17 protein-coding genes are annotated in these 18,401 nt (G+C 44.2%); 14 read left to right on the top strand and 3 right to left on the bottom strand.

Features of this window, described 5'->3' with window-relative positions; translation table 11 throughout:
• The first annotated feature begins 179 nt into the window (after window positions 1-179).
• Complete coding sequence (locus KI362_RS14410) at window positions 180-1,193, top strand: carbohydrate-binding protein (protein WP_301627995.1); 1,014 nt, start codon at window positions 180-182, stop codon at window positions 1,191-1,193.
• Between the two features lie 108 nt (window positions 1,194-1,301).
• On the opposite strand, the gene KI362_RS14405 is transcribed toward KI362_RS14410, so the two are convergent.
• Both KI362_RS14405 and KI362_RS14400 read right to left on the bottom strand, forming a co-directional pair.
• Entirely contained in the window at window positions 1,302-2,207 is a 906-nt protein-coding gene (locus tag KI362_RS14405) for an HD-GYP domain-containing protein (protein ID WP_301627993.1), read from the bottom strand.
• A gap of 47 nt (window positions 2,208-2,254) precedes the next feature.
• Window positions 2,255-4,120: a DUF342 domain-containing protein gene (locus KI362_RS14400; protein ID WP_301627989.1), complete on the bottom strand. Its 1,866-nt coding sequence runs from the start codon at window positions 4,118-4,120 to the stop codon at window positions 2,255-2,257.
• Between the two features lie 272 nt (window positions 4,121-4,392).
• On the opposite strand from KI362_RS14400, the gene KI362_RS14395 reads away from it, so the two are divergent.
• Window positions 4,393-4,578: a helix-turn-helix domain-containing protein gene (locus KI362_RS14395; protein WP_306432840.1), complete on the top strand. Its 186-nt coding sequence runs from the start codon at window positions 4,393-4,395 to the stop codon at window positions 4,576-4,578.
• Between the two features lie 122 nt (window positions 4,579-4,700).
• Here KI362_RS14395 and KI362_RS14390 read toward each other — a convergent pair whose 3' ends face one another.
• Window positions 4,701-4,973, bottom strand: coding sequence for a hypothetical protein (locus KI362_RS14390; protein ID WP_301627986.1), 273 nt, complete (start codon window positions 4,971-4,973; stop codon window positions 4,701-4,703).
• A gap of 247 nt (window positions 4,974-5,220) precedes the next feature.
• On the opposite strand from KI362_RS14390, the gene KI362_RS14385 reads away from it, so the two are divergent.
• From KI362_RS14385 to KI362_RS14330, 12 genes are all read left to right on the top strand, one after another.
• A complete protein-coding gene (locus KI362_RS14385) occupies window positions 5,221-5,589 on the top strand; it encodes a BlaI/MecI/CopY family transcriptional regulator (protein WP_301627984.1) in 369 nt (122 codons plus the stop codon).
• On the top strand, window positions 5,586-6,926 hold the full coding sequence (locus tag KI362_RS14380; protein WP_301627983.1) for a M56 family metallopeptidase: 1,341 nt from the start codon (window positions 5,586-5,588) through the stop codon (window positions 6,924-6,926). The genes KI362_RS14385 and KI362_RS14380 overlap by 4 nt, the downstream gene beginning before the upstream one ends.
• Window positions 6,927-7,054: 128 nt before the next feature.
• Window positions 7,055-8,218 (top strand): DUF4317 domain-containing protein, encoded by a 1,164-nt coding sequence (locus KI362_RS14375; RefSeq protein ID WP_301628184.1) that lies wholly within the window; start codon window positions 7,055-7,057, stop codon window positions 8,216-8,218.
• A gap of 361 nt (window positions 8,219-8,579) precedes the next feature.
• Complete coding sequence (locus KI362_RS14370; protein ID WP_301627982.1) at window positions 8,580-9,344, top strand: sulfite exporter TauE/SafE family protein; 765 nt, start codon at window positions 8,580-8,582, stop codon at window positions 9,342-9,344.
• 52 nt (window positions 9,345-9,396) lie between these two features.
• A complete protein-coding gene (locus tag KI362_RS14365; protein ID WP_301627981.1) occupies window positions 9,397-10,356 on the top strand; it encodes a helix-turn-helix transcriptional regulator in 960 nt (319 codons plus the stop codon).
• A gap of 85 nt (window positions 10,357-10,441) precedes the next feature.
• Window positions 10,442-10,969 carry a VOC family protein gene (locus KI362_RS14360; protein ID WP_301627979.1) on the top strand — a complete coding sequence of 176 codons (528 nt, stop codon included), beginning with the start codon at window positions 10,442-10,444 and terminating at the stop codon, window positions 10,967-10,969.
• Window positions 10,970-11,062: 93 nt separating this feature from the next.
• Window positions 11,063-12,058: a LacI family DNA-binding transcriptional regulator gene (locus KI362_RS14355; RefSeq protein ID WP_301627977.1), complete on the top strand. Its 996-nt coding sequence runs from the start codon at window positions 11,063-11,065 to the stop codon at window positions 12,056-12,058.
• Window positions 12,059-12,368: 310 nt separating this feature from the next.
• Window positions 12,369-13,736, top strand: a complete 1,368-nt coding sequence (locus KI362_RS14350) for a glycosyl hydrolase family 8 (protein WP_301627976.1) — start codon at window positions 12,369-12,371, stop codon at window positions 13,734-13,736.
• A gap of 240 nt (window positions 13,737-13,976) precedes the next feature.
• Entirely contained in the window at window positions 13,977-14,987 is a 1,011-nt protein-coding gene (locus KI362_RS14345) for a LacI family DNA-binding transcriptional regulator (protein ID WP_212938872.1), read from the top strand.
• A gap of 271 nt (window positions 14,988-15,258) precedes the next feature.
• Complete coding sequence (locus KI362_RS14340; protein ID WP_212938871.1) at window positions 15,259-16,557, top strand: ABC transporter substrate-binding protein; 1,299 nt, start codon at window positions 15,259-15,261, stop codon at window positions 16,555-16,557.
• Window positions 16,558-16,646: 89 nt separating this feature from the next.
• Window positions 16,647-17,531, top strand: a complete 885-nt coding sequence (locus tag KI362_RS14335) for a carbohydrate ABC transporter permease (RefSeq protein ID WP_301627973.1) — start codon at window positions 16,647-16,649, stop codon at window positions 17,529-17,531.
• Between the two features lie 21 nt (window positions 17,532-17,552).
• On the top strand, window positions 17,553-18,392 hold the full coding sequence (locus KI362_RS14330; protein WP_249412910.1) for a carbohydrate ABC transporter permease: 840 nt from the start codon (window positions 17,553-17,555) through the stop codon (window positions 18,390-18,392).
• The last annotated feature ends 9 nt before the right edge of the window (window positions 18,393-18,401 follow it).

The following is an 18,401-nucleotide window of genomic DNA, read 5'->3' as shown; positions in this document are numbered from 1 at the left end:
AATAGTTCAACTTATATAGGTCCTGTGACCTATTGGAATTTTTTGTATATCAATGTATTATTTGAATTGTAATATTTTTATAGAAAACGTCAATTGTGGAATTAACTCTAGTACGGTTTTACCTGTGGTTTGTCTTATAGATGGGCTGCAGATAAACAAAAATAAGGAGGTTTGAGAACATGTCGAGTAAAAACTTTCCTTCTAGAGCTTTATCACTTTTGGTAGTTTTGGCCGTATTTCTATCCGCTTATTTCACAGCATTACCGTCAGCAAGCGCAGCTGCTAGAGGAGCGTGGGCTCCGAATACTGCTTATGCAGTGAATGACACCGTAACTTATAGTGGAAGCACGTATACCTGTCTTCAGGCACATACCTCTCTCGTAGGTTGGGAGCCGTCCAATGCCCCTGCCTTATGGAAGAAGGGAAGCGTAGGCGGTACTACACCACCCACTACACCCCCGGCAACAAACGGAGTAACCTTTTATGCAGATATAAATTATGGCGGTAAAGCAGTAACACTTGGAATAGGAAACTATACACTGTCTCAGTTGAATGCAAAAGGAATTCCGAATGACTGGATGTCCTCGCTGAAGGTTCCTAGCGGCTGGACGGTAGAAGTTTATCAGCATGATCATTTTGGAGGCACCAAGTGGACCTTTACTTCAAGTTCTTCCTGGGTCGGCAATACAATCAATGACAAAATGTCATCGGTCAAGATTTATACGGGTTCGTCTTCTTCAGTAACGAAGCCTGCCGAGGTTCCTAGTCATATCTGGAACTATGCCATGAATGTGGACAAAAAATTTGGTAAGGGCGGGGATTTTGCTCTATTGCTAAGTGCTGTGATCAAAAAGGAAAGCAGCTTTGGAGCAGGCTTGCCAGGCAGTCCATCTGCCGGCGACGGATTGATGCAGGTAGAACCAAACACACGCAATGCGTATTTATCTCAATTCAGCTCAAGATTCGGCCGTGCCTATAATCATAGCAGTGAACAAGACCAGGTATGCATGGGTGCATTGATCCTGGAGGAGAAGATTAATAGATTCGGCGGCATATATAACGGCTTACTGCGCTATAACGGCGGAGACAACTGGTATCCGGGAGCTACAGATTCTTATGGCCGTCCTATTCTGGCAGATCAATATGCGAATCAGGTCTACGCTACTTATAAGGGCTATGGCGGTAAGAACTGAAATAGAATGAATTAAAGATAGTCACATCTCTGACGCAAAAAGAACTATTTATCGAATTCGAAAGAGCTCACGTTGAGAAAACGTGAGCTCTTTTGATTGTTAATTAAGCTAGTGGTTACTGGCAAAGCCCAGGATTTTATTTTTAGACTGCCGAAGATCATAATATTGACCCTGGTACTCGACCAGTGGATTAATCAAGTCATCTGGATGGAGCTTAATGATGCGAGCTACGCGACCATCTGACAGGAGAACCGAGTCACCAATCATTCTGGTCATGATGTTGGTAATAAAGCATTGAACAATTAACGGGTCAAATAATCCGAAAGCGCGTTGATAAATTTCTTGAAACACTTGGTATAAGGAAACGGGCTTCTTATACACCCGTTCCGAAATCATCGTATGAAACACATCGGCAACCGCTACGATTTTGCTAAAATACGTGATCTTATCACCGTAGATACCGAAAGGATAGCCGCTGCCATCTTCCCGTTCATGATGCTGAAGTGCGACCAAAGCTTGTTGTTCCGTTAAACCGGGAAGATTTTTAACCATTTCATATCCCCATTGAGTATGACGCTTCATTTCAGCGAACTCTTCCGCACTAAGCTTGCCTGCTTTTTTCAAGATCGAATCAGGAATCCTTGTCTTTCCAAGGTCATGAAGTAAACCCGCAATGGAGAGATCATTCAGTTCCTCTTCATTCAGTCCCAGCCATTTACCTATTAAGAAGGAAATGACTGCAACACCGATACAATGTCGAAAGGTATAATGATCCTTCTTGCTTAATTCTATGATTACATTCGAAAGATTGTTGTTGTTGAAACATAATTCTTGAATTTTCGGTATTACGAAATGATGGATAACCTGATTTGAAAGCTTGGTGGAATTATTGTGTATCTTTTCATAAATCGACTGAGCTTCTGATATCGCTTCATCAACGATGACTTCGGTGACCAACTCGGTATCTTCTGCCCAAATCTCAATGCCGTGTACTGAATAGATATTGGTGTTCAATCTTCTGCCAATAAACCATGTGTTATCGATAGGAAACACCTGCTTTCTTATGACATTTGTCTGATGTTATTGCGATCAAATGTCTTTTCTTCAACTGGTTCAAAGATATCCACACTATACCGATCCACAATGACCTTTCCTTCGAACATTTTCTTCACAATGACTTTCTTTGCGGCTTTAAGACTTGTCCCTACTCCAGATGTCCCTCCAACATACATTGCTGAGATGGTATCTCCCGCCTCAAGTTTGGAACCACGACATACGGAGTCCTCCGAGAAGAAGATGATGTTTCCGGCTGAGTAGAGATCACATTGGATTAACCCTTCTTTACGAATAAGAATATCTCCATTCGACTTAAGAATGGATGTTTGTCCCTGATCGATGGCAATTTGTACGCTTGTTTCCTGGCTTAATGCAACCCTCATATAAGCTTCTTTCAGAATACGCAAGAAATCTTCCATCCTCGGCTCAGTCATGACCTCAATCATTTTTGCGGGTTGCAAAAATAACTCCAAATCATTCTTCAATTGATCTAAATCATTTTTATTATAAGATTGAATACTAGTTATGACGCCGAGTAATTCTTTCACAACATCCATAACTTGCTGGTATTTATTTTCCGTAATCAAGACTAAGACTTGTCCATATCTTACTTGTATGTTTTTCTTGGCCAACTCATGTAGCAATAACTGCGCACTTTCTATCATTTTTTCAAGTAATTCAATCAATTGTTTAGAACTGTTATAGAGTCGGTTGTATAGCATTCCGAAATATCCCGAATATAGACGGCTTCCGATCACGTTTCCCTTGACTGCTATACTCCCGGTTGCTGTTAATGTTGAATTAAAAACACTGCCAGACACATAGATGTTTCCAAGAGACTCAATGATCATGTTGTCCATGACATCGCCATACACGATAACATCCCCGGAAAACACGATATTTCCTGTCTCCAAATTTACATTTCCAGGTACGATATATGCTGTGTTGATATCAAAGTACTTGACCTTATTTCCTGTAACTCTAGGTCGTCCTTCTTTAAGTGCAATGACTTTGGAATCAGGTGTTATCTCAACAGTATCCTTCCCTAAAATATGAATGTCCTGGACGGGTTCAGGTAACAATACGTTTCCGAATACGTCATACCCCGCTTGCCCTTGAACAGGCGATACTTTCTTGGCTATAACATCGCCTTTCTTGACGGAAGGAATGTTCATATGATTTTTGAAGTCGATAGAGCCCTTTACCTCAGTAAAGAAGTTCTCAATATTTTCTGAGAAAAATAGATTAAGCTGCGCATCTTGACCTGGAACAGGCGATTGGCCTCTTGCAATAGTAACAGGACGAAAAGAAGGTCTGTGAATTTCGGTGTGAATCGCCACAACATCAACATTCATTTTGATCTGCATATTTTCAACAGCCGTAATAATATCCTGTAAACTCAACGTTTCCAAGACGATCGTTAAATCTTCCTTAGCAGTCAACATCACATTCAAGGAAGGAGACTTGTCTGTTAACATCCAAGCATGTCTTTTTGTCCGGTTAATCGTTAAATATGCTTCTACTTTGTCATCCGATATCGTTATCTCGAATAAAGGCTCTTCATCAATCTCCCAGCTAATTTCGCTTTCAGAAGTAACCTTCGTCACTTTATCGATCTGTTTACTGTTTACAAACAGCTTGATCGGATGAATGGCTTGAATGGTTGGGAATCTCCCCCCATCGCTAGGATTTCCAACTGATATCTTGCCTTGTTCAACCTTAATAAACCCATCAGCAGCCCCAACATTTGCACCTGCGCTTTGAGTAGGAAATGAAAATGACTCAGTTCCTTCACGTATCCGAGAACTAGGAGATTCGTCAAGCATCTTCAATATATTAATAATATCTTGCTCACTGGTATGATCTGGCATTGGAAACACCTCACTTCTAACCCAAATTTTCAGATATCCATTTCATAGTCTTGTGCGAAAATATACTGTCCATTGGTGTCGGAATGTGTCGTTAGAACTATTTGTAGTTCAATACTACTATAAATTTTTCCGAAAATAAACCTTTTTTGTAGAGTATACTACGTGGAATTGTTCATCATACTAAGTCATGATATTTCTTTTGAGGAGGCGTATTTATGACTTTAGAATTCTCATTCTCCAAAGTTCTTAAGTCCTTAAGGAGTGCCAAAAGGATGTCCCAAGAGGAACTTTCCTTTAGGAGTGACCTTGACCGGACATACATTTCAATGCTGGAAAGGGGTATTTATCAACCGACGCTGACGACGATATTTGCTTTGTCGAAGTCTCTTGACATTACGCCTTCAGAGTTGATCAAACTTGTTGAGAATGAATATGATGAAGTTAATGATAAAGAATAACAATCCACAGAGAGAGAATTGGGTAGTCCGCCCTTAATGAAACTCAACTACGAGATAAAGATCGCATTGATAAGAAATATCCATTATCAAAACGATCTTTATTCAAATTGCCTATTAACGGATTATAATAATTCTCTCAACAACTGAACCCCATCCTTTAGTCCAGCGAAGTATAACCGTTGCTTAATGAGTGTACTTCGATAGTTAACGATCTCTTCCAACTCAAGATATAGTTCATACTGGGCTTGCGATAACTCGCTTTTCAGCAAATTCTCAAGTTCCCGATGTCTGCTTTGCAATTGATCAATCTCTGGCTGCATCCCTGCTTGTTTTGCTAAGTCATTAAACCTTTGATTAAAAGCTGGCTTCAACCATTCTGGTCCGAATTTTTGCATGAATACGTCTCCTCCATAGAAATATTTAGTAGATGTTAGATAGTACATCTGGTTGGGGAGGTTGACAAGGCTCCATCTAAGGATTCTCTAGTGTCAAGACATTAAGTAGTTAAGCCGCCTTCACTTTTTGAAAGGCGGCTTTTATGTATACCCAAGTGACTATTCCGTGCTAGATATTGACATTTTGGTCTATAAGGTGTAGACCTATAATATGAGGTCGATAACTTATAGACCAGGGGGGATTATTATGAATGAGTCCAGACTCACGGAAAGCGAGGAACAGTTTGCCGAGATTATTTGGCAGAACGAGCCGATCGGCTCCGGTGAACTCGTCAAGCTCTGTGAAAAAAAGATGGCATGGAAGAAGTCCACAACCTATACGGTGCTAAAAAAAATGTGTGAGAAGGGCATTTTTCAAAATGAAGATGCGGTAGTTTCCTCTCGAATGACAAAGGATGAGTATTACGCCAAGCAAAGTGTACGTTTCGTTGAGGATACGTTTGGAGGCTCCTTGCCTAAATTTCTAACTGCTTTTATTGGTAATAAGAGATTAAGCAAACGCCAGGCTGAAGAACTGAAAAAGTTGATCGATGAGCACGAGGAGGGAGAGTCATGAGCGGATTGTTCCTTTCCGTGCTGAACATGAGCTTTACGGCAAGCTATGTTATCATTTTTGTGATACTCGTCAGGCTATTGCTCAAAAGGGCTCCGAAAGTCATCTCCTATGCCTTATGGAGCGTGGCCGCTATTCGTCTTGTGCTGCCCTTCTCCTTTGAGAGTGTGTTTAGCTTCTTGCCATGGAGTACGAGCAATGTACCGATCCCAGTTGATATCGCCGGTCAGCAAAGTCCTCAGCTCCAAAATGGAATCGAAGCGGTGGATGCCTTTGTTCGCAGCTCCCTTTCCGCACCGGCCTCGGGGGCAAGTGTGAATCCATGGCAGCTATATCTGGATATAGGTGCTTACATCTGGATTGCTGGTGTTATTGCATGGCTTGGATATAGCTTTCTATCTATTCTAAGCTTAAAAAGACAGCTTAAAGACGCCCAGCTCATGGAGCGGAATATCTATAAGTCCAGGAATTTGAAAACACCCTTTGTATTAGGCTTGATTCGTCCGCGGATCTACTTGCCGACAGGCCTAAACGATGAGGACAGAGCCTATATTTTGCTGCACGAACAGACCCATATTCGTCGAAAAGACCCGATCATTAAGCTAGCAGCCTTTTTAATATTGACCATCCATTGGTTCAATCCGCTGGTGTGGATTGCGTTTATGCTGATGAGTACGGACATGGAGCTGTCTTGTGACGAAAGAGTGCTGAAGGAAATGGGCAAGGATGTAAAAAAACCTTATGCAAACTCGTTACTATCGCTTGCAGCCGGCCGGCATATCCTGAATGGAAGTCCGATTGCTTTTGGTGAGGGGAATGTTAAAGGGAGAATAAAAAACGTACTGAACTATAAAAAGCCGCGGTTATGGGTGATTGCAGTCTCCGCTATTGTTGCAGCAGCCGTCGGCATCGGACTGTTGGCAAACCCTGATAGCTCTGTGCCAAAATTAATAACAGGCTATATGGTCATCGAAGATAACCTTGTCCATCTTGATGAGGTTGAAATCATTACAACGGAAGATGCAGCGCGAATCGAAGCGCTTGGATTGGATCCAAACGCCGATCTGCCGAGCGGATACTATGTTTATAATGCAGGCACAGAGAAACGAACCTTTGAACTTACTAATCATACAGCCTACACTTTTGTCGACTTTAATCTTCAGTTCGTTACCGATGAAGACGGTGACAGATTATACACTACGTCAAATAAAGAGGAGTTCATTCGGCATTTAAGCGATGCTTACTCTGACTCACCGCCGGCTCAACGGGTGCCCTTTTTTGTGGAAGTCAAGGGTGGCAAGGTAATCAGCATTACAGAAAAATTCGAATTTACGATGTAGCGGGATTGTAAGATTTAATAGAGGACGAGCGAAAATCAGGCATGCACGCCTGATTTTTCTTCGTTTTTTTATATCGAAAATGATGTAAAATAAGTTCTATTACTACTGGGGAGTTGTTGAACTGGGTTATGCAGAAAAAAGAAATCGCGTATATTCGCAAGCAGTTTAAGCTGGATCACGAGAGACTTCATATCTACGACATTCTGAATGCCTATATTATGAAAGAAACCAATGAAATCTATCATTTTGAGCGGCATCCCTTCGAGCTGCTGGACCGGGAGAAGCAGGAGCTTTATATGAGCAATTTTAAGAAGCTGTTGTCCGGGGAGATCGATCAGAAGCTGTTCGAGCTGAAGCTCCATGAGGAAGCGGAGATGCCGACGAAAACGATGCTTCACCAAGGTCTGGTGACTGGGGATGCGGACGAATGGACTGAGCTGATGCTGGGTCTCGTGGACAAAATGATGGCGGACACCAAGTTTGAGCGGGATACCGTGGTGACATTTATTCGTGGTCAATATTATCAGCCGACAAAGGCCAGAAGCGAAGAATCGGAAGTGAGTGAAAGCGATGAGATGTTCGCCAATCCCTTCATTCTGTGCAGCATCAATTCCACGGAGCAGCAGAAGAAGACGCTGATGTTCGATTACGTTGAACGGGAATACAAGTATAATGTGATCGTCGATCCGATTATTAAGCTCAGTGCTCCACAGCAGGGCTTCTTCTATCCTAGTGTGACGGAAGGGTATTCGGACGTGAATCGGATTCTGTACTGTTCAGGCAAAGTCCATTTCCCGGACCAGCACTTCATTGAGGAAGTGTTGAACGCGGAGAAGACGGTGACGGCTTTGGAGGAACGGGCTATTTTCGAGGAGATCGTGAAGGAAGTGGCAGGGGAGCAGCTGGACGCAGCCGTCATTGCCCAAGTATACGAGGAGATTCATCAGGTGGTTGAGACCCAGGAGGAGGATGAACCTGCAAGGTTGGACTACAGAGATGTGGAGCGCGTGTTGACTTCAAGCGGAGTAGATAACGTGACAGTTGAGAAGGTGGAGCGCGCCTTTGAGACGATTGTCGATAACAAGAACTATGAGATTAAGGCAAGCAGTGTTGTCCCGAAGTTCACTTCCAAATCCATCAAGATTGATACGAAGGTAGCGACCATTTCCGTAAGCCCGCAAGATTTAAAGTATGTGAGACAGGTTAATTACCAAGGGAGACGATGCATCCTGATTGAGGTAGACGAAGATGCGGTGATCGAAGGCTTTACCCTGAATACCGAAACATTGTAGAGAGTCCTTTCCATCACCCCCGAACTCTCCATCATGAATATCATATATTTATAAAGCGATCTATAACCTGCTTCGGCTTGATTGATGAAACAGATCTTGAGCTTTTGATGGAAATTATGAATCTCTCTTTTATACGAAATTTCGTACAAAAATCATTCATCTGACGATATACTGGGGGCTTTATACGATTATTCGTATAAAATAGGCTTATCTGAAGGATTAACGAGGGCGATTGTATGTTTTTTCGTACAAATCATCGCATTCTCCAAGTTTTGGAAGCTGTTTGTACGATTAATCCTACAAAGCCCAATATTATACGAAGGCGGCAGGGAGGATTAGCAGCAAAGTAATGGATCTTCTTATGAGTAATTTTAATTTTCTGGCGCTATTAGACTTGAATCAGGTTCAATTGATAGTAGTGATTATTGCCGCGTTCTTAGTAGGCTTCTCCAAGACAGGGATTGGCGGCGTAACCATGCTCGTGATCCCGGTTCTTGCGAGCTTCTTCGGCGGAAAGGACTCAACGGGAATTTTGCTCCCGATGCTGTTGGTCGGAGACGTAATCGCTGTCTGGTCCTACCGCAAGAGCGTGAATTGGAAGAACGTATTTGCGCCTCTGCCTTGGGCTTTAATTGGTATGTTAGCCGGCGCCGTTGTCGGGAATATGATCAGTGATCAGGTATTTATCATCTTGATCGGAACTATTGTTTTATTCTGTCTGGGCATTTTAGTGTACGCGGAAAAGAAGGGGAAGAACTTTAAAGTGCCCACCGGCACATGGTTCTATATCACAGCGGGAATTTTAAGCGGATTCGCCACCATGATCGGAAATGCTGCCGGCCCGATTTTCAGCGTCTACTTGCTGGCCCTCGGGTTACAGAAAAATCATTTCATGGGGACGAATGCGTGGTTCTTCTTCATTATCAATTTTATCAAGCTTCCCGTTCAGATTTTTGCATGGCATAATATCGGGCTGCATTCCTTCACGTTAACGGCGGTGATGTTGCCGGTCATCGCGGCAGGAGCGGTTTTGGGACTCTTTGTCATCAAAAAAATTAATGAGAAATTTTTCAGGCTTCTGATCATTTCCATGACGGCTCTATCAGCACTAAGACTATTTATATGAACATCGGTTTCTGTCGCGAATCTCGTAATGGAATGATGGGGGAGGGTGACTATTGGCAAAGAACGACAATATGCTGGCGATTTTGTGGATGCTTCATTCTGGAGCAAAAATAACGGCAAAGCAAATAGCTGAAAAACTAGAGATTAATATTCGCACTGTGTATCGCTATATGGATTCGCTCTGCGCCAGCGGAGTTCCGATTGTATCCGATGCGGGACAGAACGGGGGATACAGCTTGCTGAACAAGTTTATCCATGCCCCCTTATTGTTCGACTTGGAGGAACAGAAGGCACTGCTTCATGCTGCCGTATTTGCCAACGAAGCGGGGTATCCATTCAGCGAGTCGCTTAACCAGGCAACTCAAAAATTGAAGAGGTATGCAAACCAGGAGCAGGAAAGCACCCTCAATCGCCACTTGGCTGGTTTTGAAGTGATCCATCGGGATATCGCCCCGTCGGTGAAGCTGACCTTGGAGGAACTGGAGCAGGCTATAGCCAATGAAGCTGCCGTAGAAATTGAATACCATACCAGTCATGAGGCACAGGCCAAGACAAGAATTATTGATCCGTATGGCATGTTATTTTGGAACAATAAATGGTATGTGGTTGGATTCTGCCGTCTTCGGAGCGGAATCAGGAGTTTTCGAGCGGAGCGGATTGTTCGGATCGAGCGGACGCAAATGAGGTTTGCGCGCCCGGCGGATTTCTCTGCGAAAGAATTTTTTATGCAAAATCTTCTGCCGGGTGTGGAAGGGAAGGAAGGATTAGTATCGCTGGTTATTGAAGGCAGGTCAGAAGCTCTGGACGATTTATGCATCCATTGGTTTTTAGGCCATTATCTGACGGAGCGGACGCCGCAACGAGCTGTCTTTTTAATTGATGAAGGAGCGCTTCAAGCCTATGTCCCTTACTTCCTTCTCTCTTACGGAAAGGCTATTCAGGTGGTTGAACCGCAAAGCATAAGGAGTAAGCTTGTTGCCATTGCTTCGGATTTAATAGAGCATTACCAATAATAACTACTGCTTCACTGACAGGCTCTGTCAGTGAAGCTGTTTTATGATTAAGGACAAATATCACTATAATCAAGGAGGAATTTTAATGACGGAGCACAAGCAGTATAAGGGAGTGTCAGGTAACTATACGAAGAATGGAACGCCGAACGGATTCACATCCATCACGCCGTTTATCGTCGTGGATAATCCTTCGAAAGCCATCGAATTCTATCAAGCCGTGTTCAATGCAAGAGTGAAGGATATAACCGAATTTAAGGATGAGAACGGCAGCACGTTCATTGCTCATGCGGAATTGGACTTTGGCAACGGGTTGCTGCAGTTGGGAGCCGCGAATCCGGGCTATAAATTGGCCTTGCCGCCGGATGAGGACCATGCATGCTATTCTCTAGGCATTTACGTTGCCGATGTGGATCAGGTATTTGAACATGCAGTGGCACAGGGCGCAAAGGTCAGGGAGCCGATTGCGAACTTTGTGTCAGGCGACCGATACGGGAGCATTTTAGACCCTTGCGGCGTAAGATGGTCCGTTATGACCCGGGTGGAGGATTTATCGGAGGAAGAGAGCGTCCGCAGAGTCAGAGAGTGGGCGGAGTCGGGTGATAGACAGGGATAAAGGATATGCTGGAGCATATCTTGCTTTCAAAATTGAATAATCAGCTAAAATATGGTATTCCTAGATAAATAGATGATTTCGGGGGACCAGATGATGAAGGTCAGTATCTTTGATGTAGCCCAAAAATCGGGCCTATCGGTAGTTACCGTTTCAAGAGTGCTGAATAATTCCTCTTCTGTTCGGCAAAAGAACAAGGAGAAGGTGCTGCAGGCGATGAAGGAGCTCGATTATCATCCGAATGCTGCAGCCAGGAGTTTGGCGAGAGGCAAGACGGGGATTATTGGACTGACCCTCACGACGCTGGATGATTCCTTCTTTGATGCTGTCGTGAACGAGATGAATGAAAGGCTGATGGAGTGCGGCTATTATTTGGCCCTTTCGGTTTCTAGAAGCTATGCGGATCGAGTCCACCGTCCATTGTTTGCAGAGGATCGGGTGGATGGGGTTATCCTGTTGTCTCTATCTCCGGCGGATGAGGAAGCGTATATTCATGATTTGATGAAAAAAAATATTCCGTTCGTCATGATCGACAATTCGAATCATAATCACGCTGTGAATTCCATCATCGTCGATAACTTCAAGGGAGGATACGAGGCAACCAAGCATCTGATCGGGCTTGGACATACGGAGATCGCTCATATTGCCGGTCCTGAGCATTTTTTAAGCAGCCGTGAGCGGGAACGAGGCTATCTGGCGGCGCTTGCCGATTCGGGATTGGTGCCGCAACGGGTGGAGCGGGGAGCCTTTGAGATTCCCTCGGGATATCAGATCGCGATGAAGTGGATCAAGGAGGGCAGACTGCCTTCGGCCATCTTCGCGGCGGATGATTATATCGCTATCGGAGTGATGAATGCTTGCTTGAACGAAGGGATTTCCATCCCTGGCTGTGTATCCATCATCGGGTTTGACGATCAGGTGCTGGCGTCGGAGTTCCGCCCGATGCTGACAACCATTCGGCAGCCGGCAGATAAAATCGGGAAGCTGGGAGTTGATTTGTTGCTTGCGGCAATTAAAGAGCGGGGCAAGGAGCAAGTGACGATACAGATCGATCCGGAGCTGGTTATTCGGGAGACAACCGCACCCAGATAATCCTGGACGGTAACAGGGTTTGCTGTTTTACAGCAGGCTCTTTTTTCGTACATCCGCCTTAATAAAGAGAAATGATACGTCAGACCTAATTATGTTAAAGCGCTTTAATTTTCGTTGACAGAACCTCTAGTGAGCTACTACAATTATAGTGATTAAAGGAAATTATTGGTTGATGACATCTAGATTTTTTTTTCATATATCAGGCAGTAATTCTACTTAGGAAGGAGGAGGGGAAGCTGTTTTTTAGCTTAAAAGTTAAAGCGCTTAAACATTTAGGAGAAGGAACAATAATCCAATATGAGAGGCAGTGATGATCATTATGGGATTTCGCCATGGGAAGAGACGGCATTTTGGAGTAACAGTGGTCGTGCTTGCGGCGTTGTTGGCTGGATTGTTTCCGGGATCAGCAGGCATCGGTTCCGCGGCGACAACCACAAGCACAGAGTTACGCCCCTTTCCGCAGCATGTGACGTATACGGCAGGTACGATTAAGCCGAATCATGTCACGCAGACGCAAATGGACGCTGAGGTCAAGCTACTCTATAACGAATATAAGATGAAGTATATCAAACAAAATCCGTATAACAGCAACCAATACTATGTGTGGTACAACGATGGGGGCTGGAACGGAGATGCGATCACCGTGTCCGAAGCCCATGGCTATGGCATGATGATTACCGCCTTGATGGGCGGACATGATTCACAAGCGAAGACTTTGTTTGACGGGATGTATCGTTATTTCCGGGCTCATCCGAGCTCACAGAACCCAGACCTGATGGCTTGGCAGCAGGCCAACCGCAACGGCAGTATCGTAGATATTAATGGAACGAACTCAGCCATTGACGGTGATATGGATATCGCCTACTCGCTGCTGCTAGCCGACAAGCAATGGGGAAGCGATGGAACTATTAACTACCGTGCGGAAGCCATTAAAGTGATCAATGCAATTATGAACAGCGAGGTTCACCCGGTTCATTATCATTTGCAGTTGGGCGACTGGGTGCAAATCTCGGGGACCAATCCGGATTACCGCAACGCGACACGTCCTTCGGACTTCATGCTGCAGCATATGAAGGAATTCTATCAGGCAACGGGCGATGCACGCTGGTTGCTCGTGATAGATACGACTTACAATATCATTGAAGACGTATATGCCAGCTACAGCCCTTCGACCGGACTGCTTCCGGATTTCGTATATCGCGACTCGAACGGGAAATACAAGCCTGTCTCACAATTTACCTGGAACACCCCGAACGGGTATTTTCTGGAGTCAGAATTTGATGGAGATTATAATTATAATTCCTGCCGAACACCGTGGCGAATCGGGACGGATTACTTGGTAACCGGCAACAACAGAGCGAAGCAGCAGTTAACGGTACTGAATCAATTCATCACTGCCAAGCATGATGAACCGTGGGAGGTCTGGTCAGGATATTCGCTGGATGGACAGACAAAGCTTAGTCCGTGGGACGGCGGCATGGACTTTACCGCTCCATTGATGGTTAGTGCAATGATCTCCAGCAACAATCAGCAATGGGTTAACGACCTATGGGATTATCATACGAATGCCTCCAACCCAACGGCCTTGGAATGGAATTATTATTACGGCAACTCGATCCGTCTGCTCAGCATGATCGTCGCTTCCGGCAACTGGTGGACGCCGACGGGGGCTCTGTAGAGGAAAGAAAAATAATCAATGCCGAACCCTGACAAGAGGTTCGCTTCGCCCAAGCAGAATTGCTTGGGCGAAGCTTTTAATTAGAGTATACGGAAAAGGTTAAAGCCCGTCGGCGCCTGTTCTTATAACGTTCAGTAGAATATATGTTGATTTCAGGTTCATATTTTGTCAGAATGAGGATTAGCATGTATTTGGACCATCTATTTGAGAATCGATAAGAGAGTTTCTAGGAGTGGTGTCATGTCTGTTACGATTGAAGATATTGCAAAAGAAGCCCGGGTCTCGGTTGCAACTGTATCAAGAGTGATTAACAATTCAAAGGCGGTAAGCCCGGAGCTGAAGAAGAGAGTAAATGATGTAATTGAAAAAAGAAACTTCAAGCCCAATTCCCTGGCCAGAGGTTTGATCATGAAGAGAACTAACATTATTGGAATCATTGTTCCGGATATCTCTAACCCGGTATTTGGGGCTTTAACTCGAGGGATAAACAGCTTTTGCCAGCAGAAGGGTTACACGCTAATGGTGTGTGAATCGGGGGGGCACCAAGAGAAGGAAGTCGAGTTGCTGGGGGTATTGGCGGATAAAAAAGTAGATGGAGTTTTATTTGCCGGTGTTGATGTTAATTCTGCCTTGGTAGAAGAAATGAAAAGTATGAGGTATCCTATCGTTCTTGTTACGCAGGAGGCTTCGAATGGGGAAGAGGTTATTCATACCGTCATTCATGATAATGTGAAAGCGCTGTATGATGCTGTTTCTTTCTTGATTGAGAACGGACATCAAAGAATCGCTCTGATCGGGGGACCGGAGAATGACTATTCTTCCGGACAAAAGCGGTTAAAGGGGTATAAGCAGGCCCTGGAGGAGCAAAAGATTGAAGTCCTGGATTCATACATTGAACATGGGGATTTTTCTTTCGAATCCGGCTATGAATGCATGCGAAAAATTTACGAAGAGAATAGTGTATTGCCTACGGCCGTTATGGTGTGTAATGATGCTATGGCGATCGGTGCCATTCGGTTTCTGAAAACTTCGAAGGTTTCGGTTCCCGCGGATATTTCCATTATGGGATTTGATGATCTGGAGTTCGGGAGGTATTTCAGTCCTGAATTGACAACCGTCCGTATTTCTTATTTTGATGAAGGGCTTAGAGCAATCAAGACGCTGTTCAAGCTGATACAAGAGCAAAGCGTGCCAATGACTCAATTTATCCCCCACAAAATCATCAGAAGAATTAGTGTAAAAAAAATTTAAAAGGTATATTGCATTTATTTTATTACGGCGTTATACTCACTTTAGGAAAAGGTTTTCCTAAAGTGAGATTCTCAAAAAAGAAGTATATAAAGGAGGTAGAGCAAGAAATTAGGATTGAAATTATTTTTTTGGGAGTTTGGGAAAAGGTTTTCCTGTATAATTTATTGATAAACATCTAAGACTTTAACTCTAATGGCAATTTAGAAAGCGTTCTCTATTTGTTTTTTGCACGTTGAGATTTAGCCAATAACTTAGATGGGGGTTTCTTTGTATGAAACTGTTTAAAGCTAAAAAAATTTGGATGCCATTGATTGCAGCTTCCCTGGTGTTATCGCTAACTGCTTGCGGAGGGAATTCGGCCAAACCGGGCGCAGAAGCACCGGACACAGATGAACCGGTGACCATTACTTTTTCCTTCGATCAGGGAATCGGGCAACCGGCTCAGACACTTATTGATGAATACAATGCAAGCCAAGAAAAATATATTGTTGAATCGAAAATTCTGCCGCAGGATGCGAATGTAGTTCACGATGACTTTGTGAATAAATTGGCCTCGGGCGATACAAGCGTAGATGTTATGGCTCTGGATGTTGTATATGTAGCAGAGTTTGCCTCAGCCGGCTGGTTGACGGATCTGACCCAGTATTTTGATCAAGCTACGCAGGACCTGTACTTACCTGGAACGATTGAAACTGCAACCTATAATGAGAAGCTTGTTGCATTTCCTTGGTTTACAAATGCAAGCGCTCTCTTCTACCGGAAAGACGTCCTTGAGCAATTGGGCGTAGAGCCTCCAACGACTTATCAAGGCTGGATGGATCTTCAGAGCCAAGTGCAAGGTGTAAACGATGTTCAATACACAAGCGTGTTCCAGGCTGCACTTTCTGAAGCGCTGGTATGTAACTGGGTTGAATATGTCGCGAACAACGGCGGAGAGATTTTGGATGCAGACGGAAATCCGGTGGTAAACTCTGAAAATAACATCGAGGCGACTCAGATTATGCTGGACCTGGTTAAGAACTATGCTCCTGAAGGGGTAACAACTTACAACGAGCCGGAAAGCGAGCAAGTATTTTTGGACGGAAAAGCCTTGTTTATTCGTGATTGGTCCGGATTCTGGAGTCAAGCGAACAAGGAAGGCTCCAAAGTCAAGGACAAAGTGGGTGTCACCTCACTGCCTGTCGGTCCTAAAGGAACAGAATCTCATTCCACGCTTGGCGGTCTGAATTTGGTAATCAACAATGCGATTGATGATGCCCATAAAGAGGCGGCTGTCGATTTCATCAAGTATCTGTCCAGCGAAAGCGTTCAGAAGAAAATGAATTTGATTGCAGCTCAGCCACCGGTTCTGAAATCGGTCTATCAAGATGCTGAGGTACTTGAAGCGAACCCATTCTATGCGGATTTCTATGACATTATCATGAACGGGAAGGCCAGACCGATGTCTCCTCAATATGCAAGAGTGTCGGATTCGATTCAACGAAATATCCACGCTGCATTGGCTGAAAACATCGATATCAAGACAGCTCTGGATACCATTCAAAGCGATATTGAAGCATTGAACAAGTAAAGAAATTGGAGAGGACATGGACTGCAATATAATTGAGTGGAGATCAATTCATATTGCAGTCCATGTTATCAGAATGGAGTGGTCAAGGGATGAAGAGCTTGCAGAGAAGGGAAACCAGAGATGCCTGGCTGATGATGCTCCCTGCATTAGTCGTTTTATTGGTCATTGCGGTATATCCGATCCTAAGGACATTTTGGTTGAGTCTTCATGAAATGGTGTTAACTGACCCTGGCTCGGGATACCCGTTTGTAGGGTTGAAAAATTATACGGATATCTTTCGGGATGCACGGGCAGGAGCTTCGATTGTATTTACCTTCAAATTCACGATAGCGACCGTGGTATTGGAACTGATCGTTGGTTTTGCAGCGGCGTTGATTATGAATAAAACCTTTAAAGGCAGAGGTTTAGTGAGAGCGGCGATTCTGATCCCATGGGCCATTCCTACTACGGTTTCGGCCCTGATGTGGAAATTTATATATAACGACCAATACGGTTTGTTTAATGATGTGCTTTACCGTCTTGGATTGATCGACGGATATAAAGCTTGGTTAGCAACAGAAGGCGGTACATTCATGGCACTGGTGATTGCAGATGTCTGGAAGACGGCTCCGTTTATGGCGCTATTAATCTTGGCAGGTCTGCAGATGATCCCAGGTGATTTGTATGAATCCGCAAAAATTGATGGAGCGAATTCATTCCAGGCATTTGTAAAAATTACATTGCCGATGGTGAGAAGCACCGTGCTGGTTGCCCTGTTGTTCAGAACCATTGATGCGTTCCGGGTATTCGATTTGGTATCTGTCATGACGGGCGGTGCGAACGGATCAGAAAGTGTATCTTTGTACGCCTATGCGCATTTAATGAAATTCCTGAATTTCGGTTATGGCTCGGCGGTATCGGTTCTTATCTTCTTATTCGTCTTCGGCATCAGCCTAATTTACATGAAATCAATCGGAAAAGACCTAGCTTCATAGGTTCGGAGAGGAGGGACATCCATGGATATGAAAGTCACAAGAACCCTAAAGGCGAGTTTACTATACGTGCTTGTATTACTGTTTTTGGCTTTTATTTTATTGCCTTATATATGGCAATTTCTAACCTCGATCAAGCCTCTCGCAGAAATATCAGCGATACCTGCGAAATGGATACCTAGCAAGATTAACGTTGACTATTACTTCAATGTATTTCAGAAGCATCCGTTCGCAAGATATTTATTGAATAGTGCGATTGTTGCTTCGGTTACGACGGTCGTGAGCATTCTGATCGGGGCTTCTGCATCCTATGCGCTGGCCAGACTGCACTTTAAAGGGAAGAAAGTCGTCCTGCTGTCCATTTTGGCGATTTCCATGTTTCCGACGATTTCTACGGTAAGCCCCTTGTTTTTAATCTTGAAAAACATGAATTTGTTGAATACGTATGCGGGCTTGGTCATTCCTTATACCACATTCGCATTGCCCTTCTCCATCTGGCTGCTGACGAACTTCTTTGGTCAATTACCGAAGGGCTTCGAGGAAGCGGCAACGATCGACGGATGCTCCAGACTGCAGACCTTCTTCAAGATTATGCTGCCGCTCATTAAACCGGCTACCTTCTCTGTCGGTCTGTTGGTCTTCATCAATTCCTGGAATGAATATATTTATAGTTTGACTTTTATGACGGATGACAGCATGAGAACCGTGCCGGTCGGAATCGCATTGTTCCCAAGTAATTATGAGCTTCCATGGGGCGACATGGCCGCTGCGTCAATTGTTGTAACAGTCCCGCTTATCATCTTGGTTCTGATGTTCCAGCAGAAGATCATTGCCGGATTAACTACCGGCGGGATTAAAGGGTAAATCATACAG

The organism is Paenibacillus apis (genome assembly GCF_018333295.1).
GTDB classification, from domain to species: domain Bacteria; phylum Bacillota; class Bacilli; order Paenibacillales; family Paenibacillaceae; genus Fontibacillus; species Fontibacillus antibioticophila.
Note: the sequence above shows the minus strand (reverse complement) of the source record. Positions and strands in the feature narration are given on the sequence as shown.

What these genes read in the sequence shown, in the direction of transcription:
- KI362_RS14360 (WP_301627979.1), top strand. Translation starts at nt 10,442, where the DNA reads ATGACGGAGCACAAGCAGTATAAGGGAGTGTCAGGTAACTATACGAAG.
- KI362_RS14330 (WP_249412910.1), top strand. Translation starts at nt 17,553, where the DNA reads ATGGATATGAAAGTCACAAGAACCCTAAAGGCGAGTTTACTATACGTG.
- KI362_RS14340 (WP_212938871.1), top strand. Translation starts at nt 15,259, where the DNA reads ATGAAACTGTTTAAAGCTAAAAAAATTTGGATGCCATTGATTGCAGCT.
- KI362_RS14390 (WP_301627986.1), bottom strand. Translation starts at nt 4,973, where the DNA reads ATGCAAAAATTCGGACCAGAATGGTTGAAGCCAGCTTTTAATCAAAGG.
- KI362_RS14385 (WP_301627984.1), top strand. Translation starts at nt 5,221, where the DNA reads ATGAATGAGTCCAGACTCACGGAAAGCGAGGAACAGTTTGCCGAGATT.
- KI362_RS14355 (WP_301627977.1), top strand. Translation starts at nt 11,063, where the DNA reads ATGAAGGTCAGTATCTTTGATGTAGCCCAAAAATCGGGCCTATCGGTA.
- KI362_RS14375 (WP_301628184.1), top strand. Translation starts at nt 7,055, where the DNA reads ATGCAGAAAAAAGAAATCGCGTATATTCGCAAGCAGTTTAAGCTGGAT.
- KI362_RS14410 (WP_301627995.1), top strand. Translation starts at nt 180, where the DNA reads ATGTCGAGTAAAAACTTTCCTTCTAGAGCTTTATCACTTTTGGTAGTT.
- KI362_RS14370 (WP_301627982.1), top strand. Translation starts at nt 8,580, where the DNA reads ATGAGTAATTTTAATTTTCTGGCGCTATTAGACTTGAATCAGGTTCAA.
- KI362_RS14345 (WP_212938872.1), top strand. Translation starts at nt 13,977, where the DNA reads ATGTCTGTTACGATTGAAGATATTGCAAAAGAAGCCCGGGTCTCGGTT.
- KI362_RS14395 (WP_306432840.1), top strand. Translation starts at nt 4,393, where the DNA reads ATGTCCCAAGAGGAACTTTCCTTTAGGAGTGACCTTGACCGGACATAC.
- KI362_RS14400 (WP_301627989.1), bottom strand. Translation starts at nt 4,120, where the DNA reads ATGCCAGATCATACCAGTGAGCAAGATATTATTAATATATTGAAGATG.
- KI362_RS14350 (WP_301627976.1), top strand. Translation starts at nt 12,369, where the DNA reads ATGATCATTATGGGATTTCGCCATGGGAAGAGACGGCATTTTGGAGTA.
- KI362_RS14335 (WP_301627973.1), top strand. Translation starts at nt 16,647, where the DNA reads ATGAAGAGCTTGCAGAGAAGGGAAACCAGAGATGCCTGGCTGATGATG.
- KI362_RS14380 (WP_301627983.1), top strand. Translation starts at nt 5,586, where the DNA reads ATGAGCGGATTGTTCCTTTCCGTGCTGAACATGAGCTTTACGGCAAGC.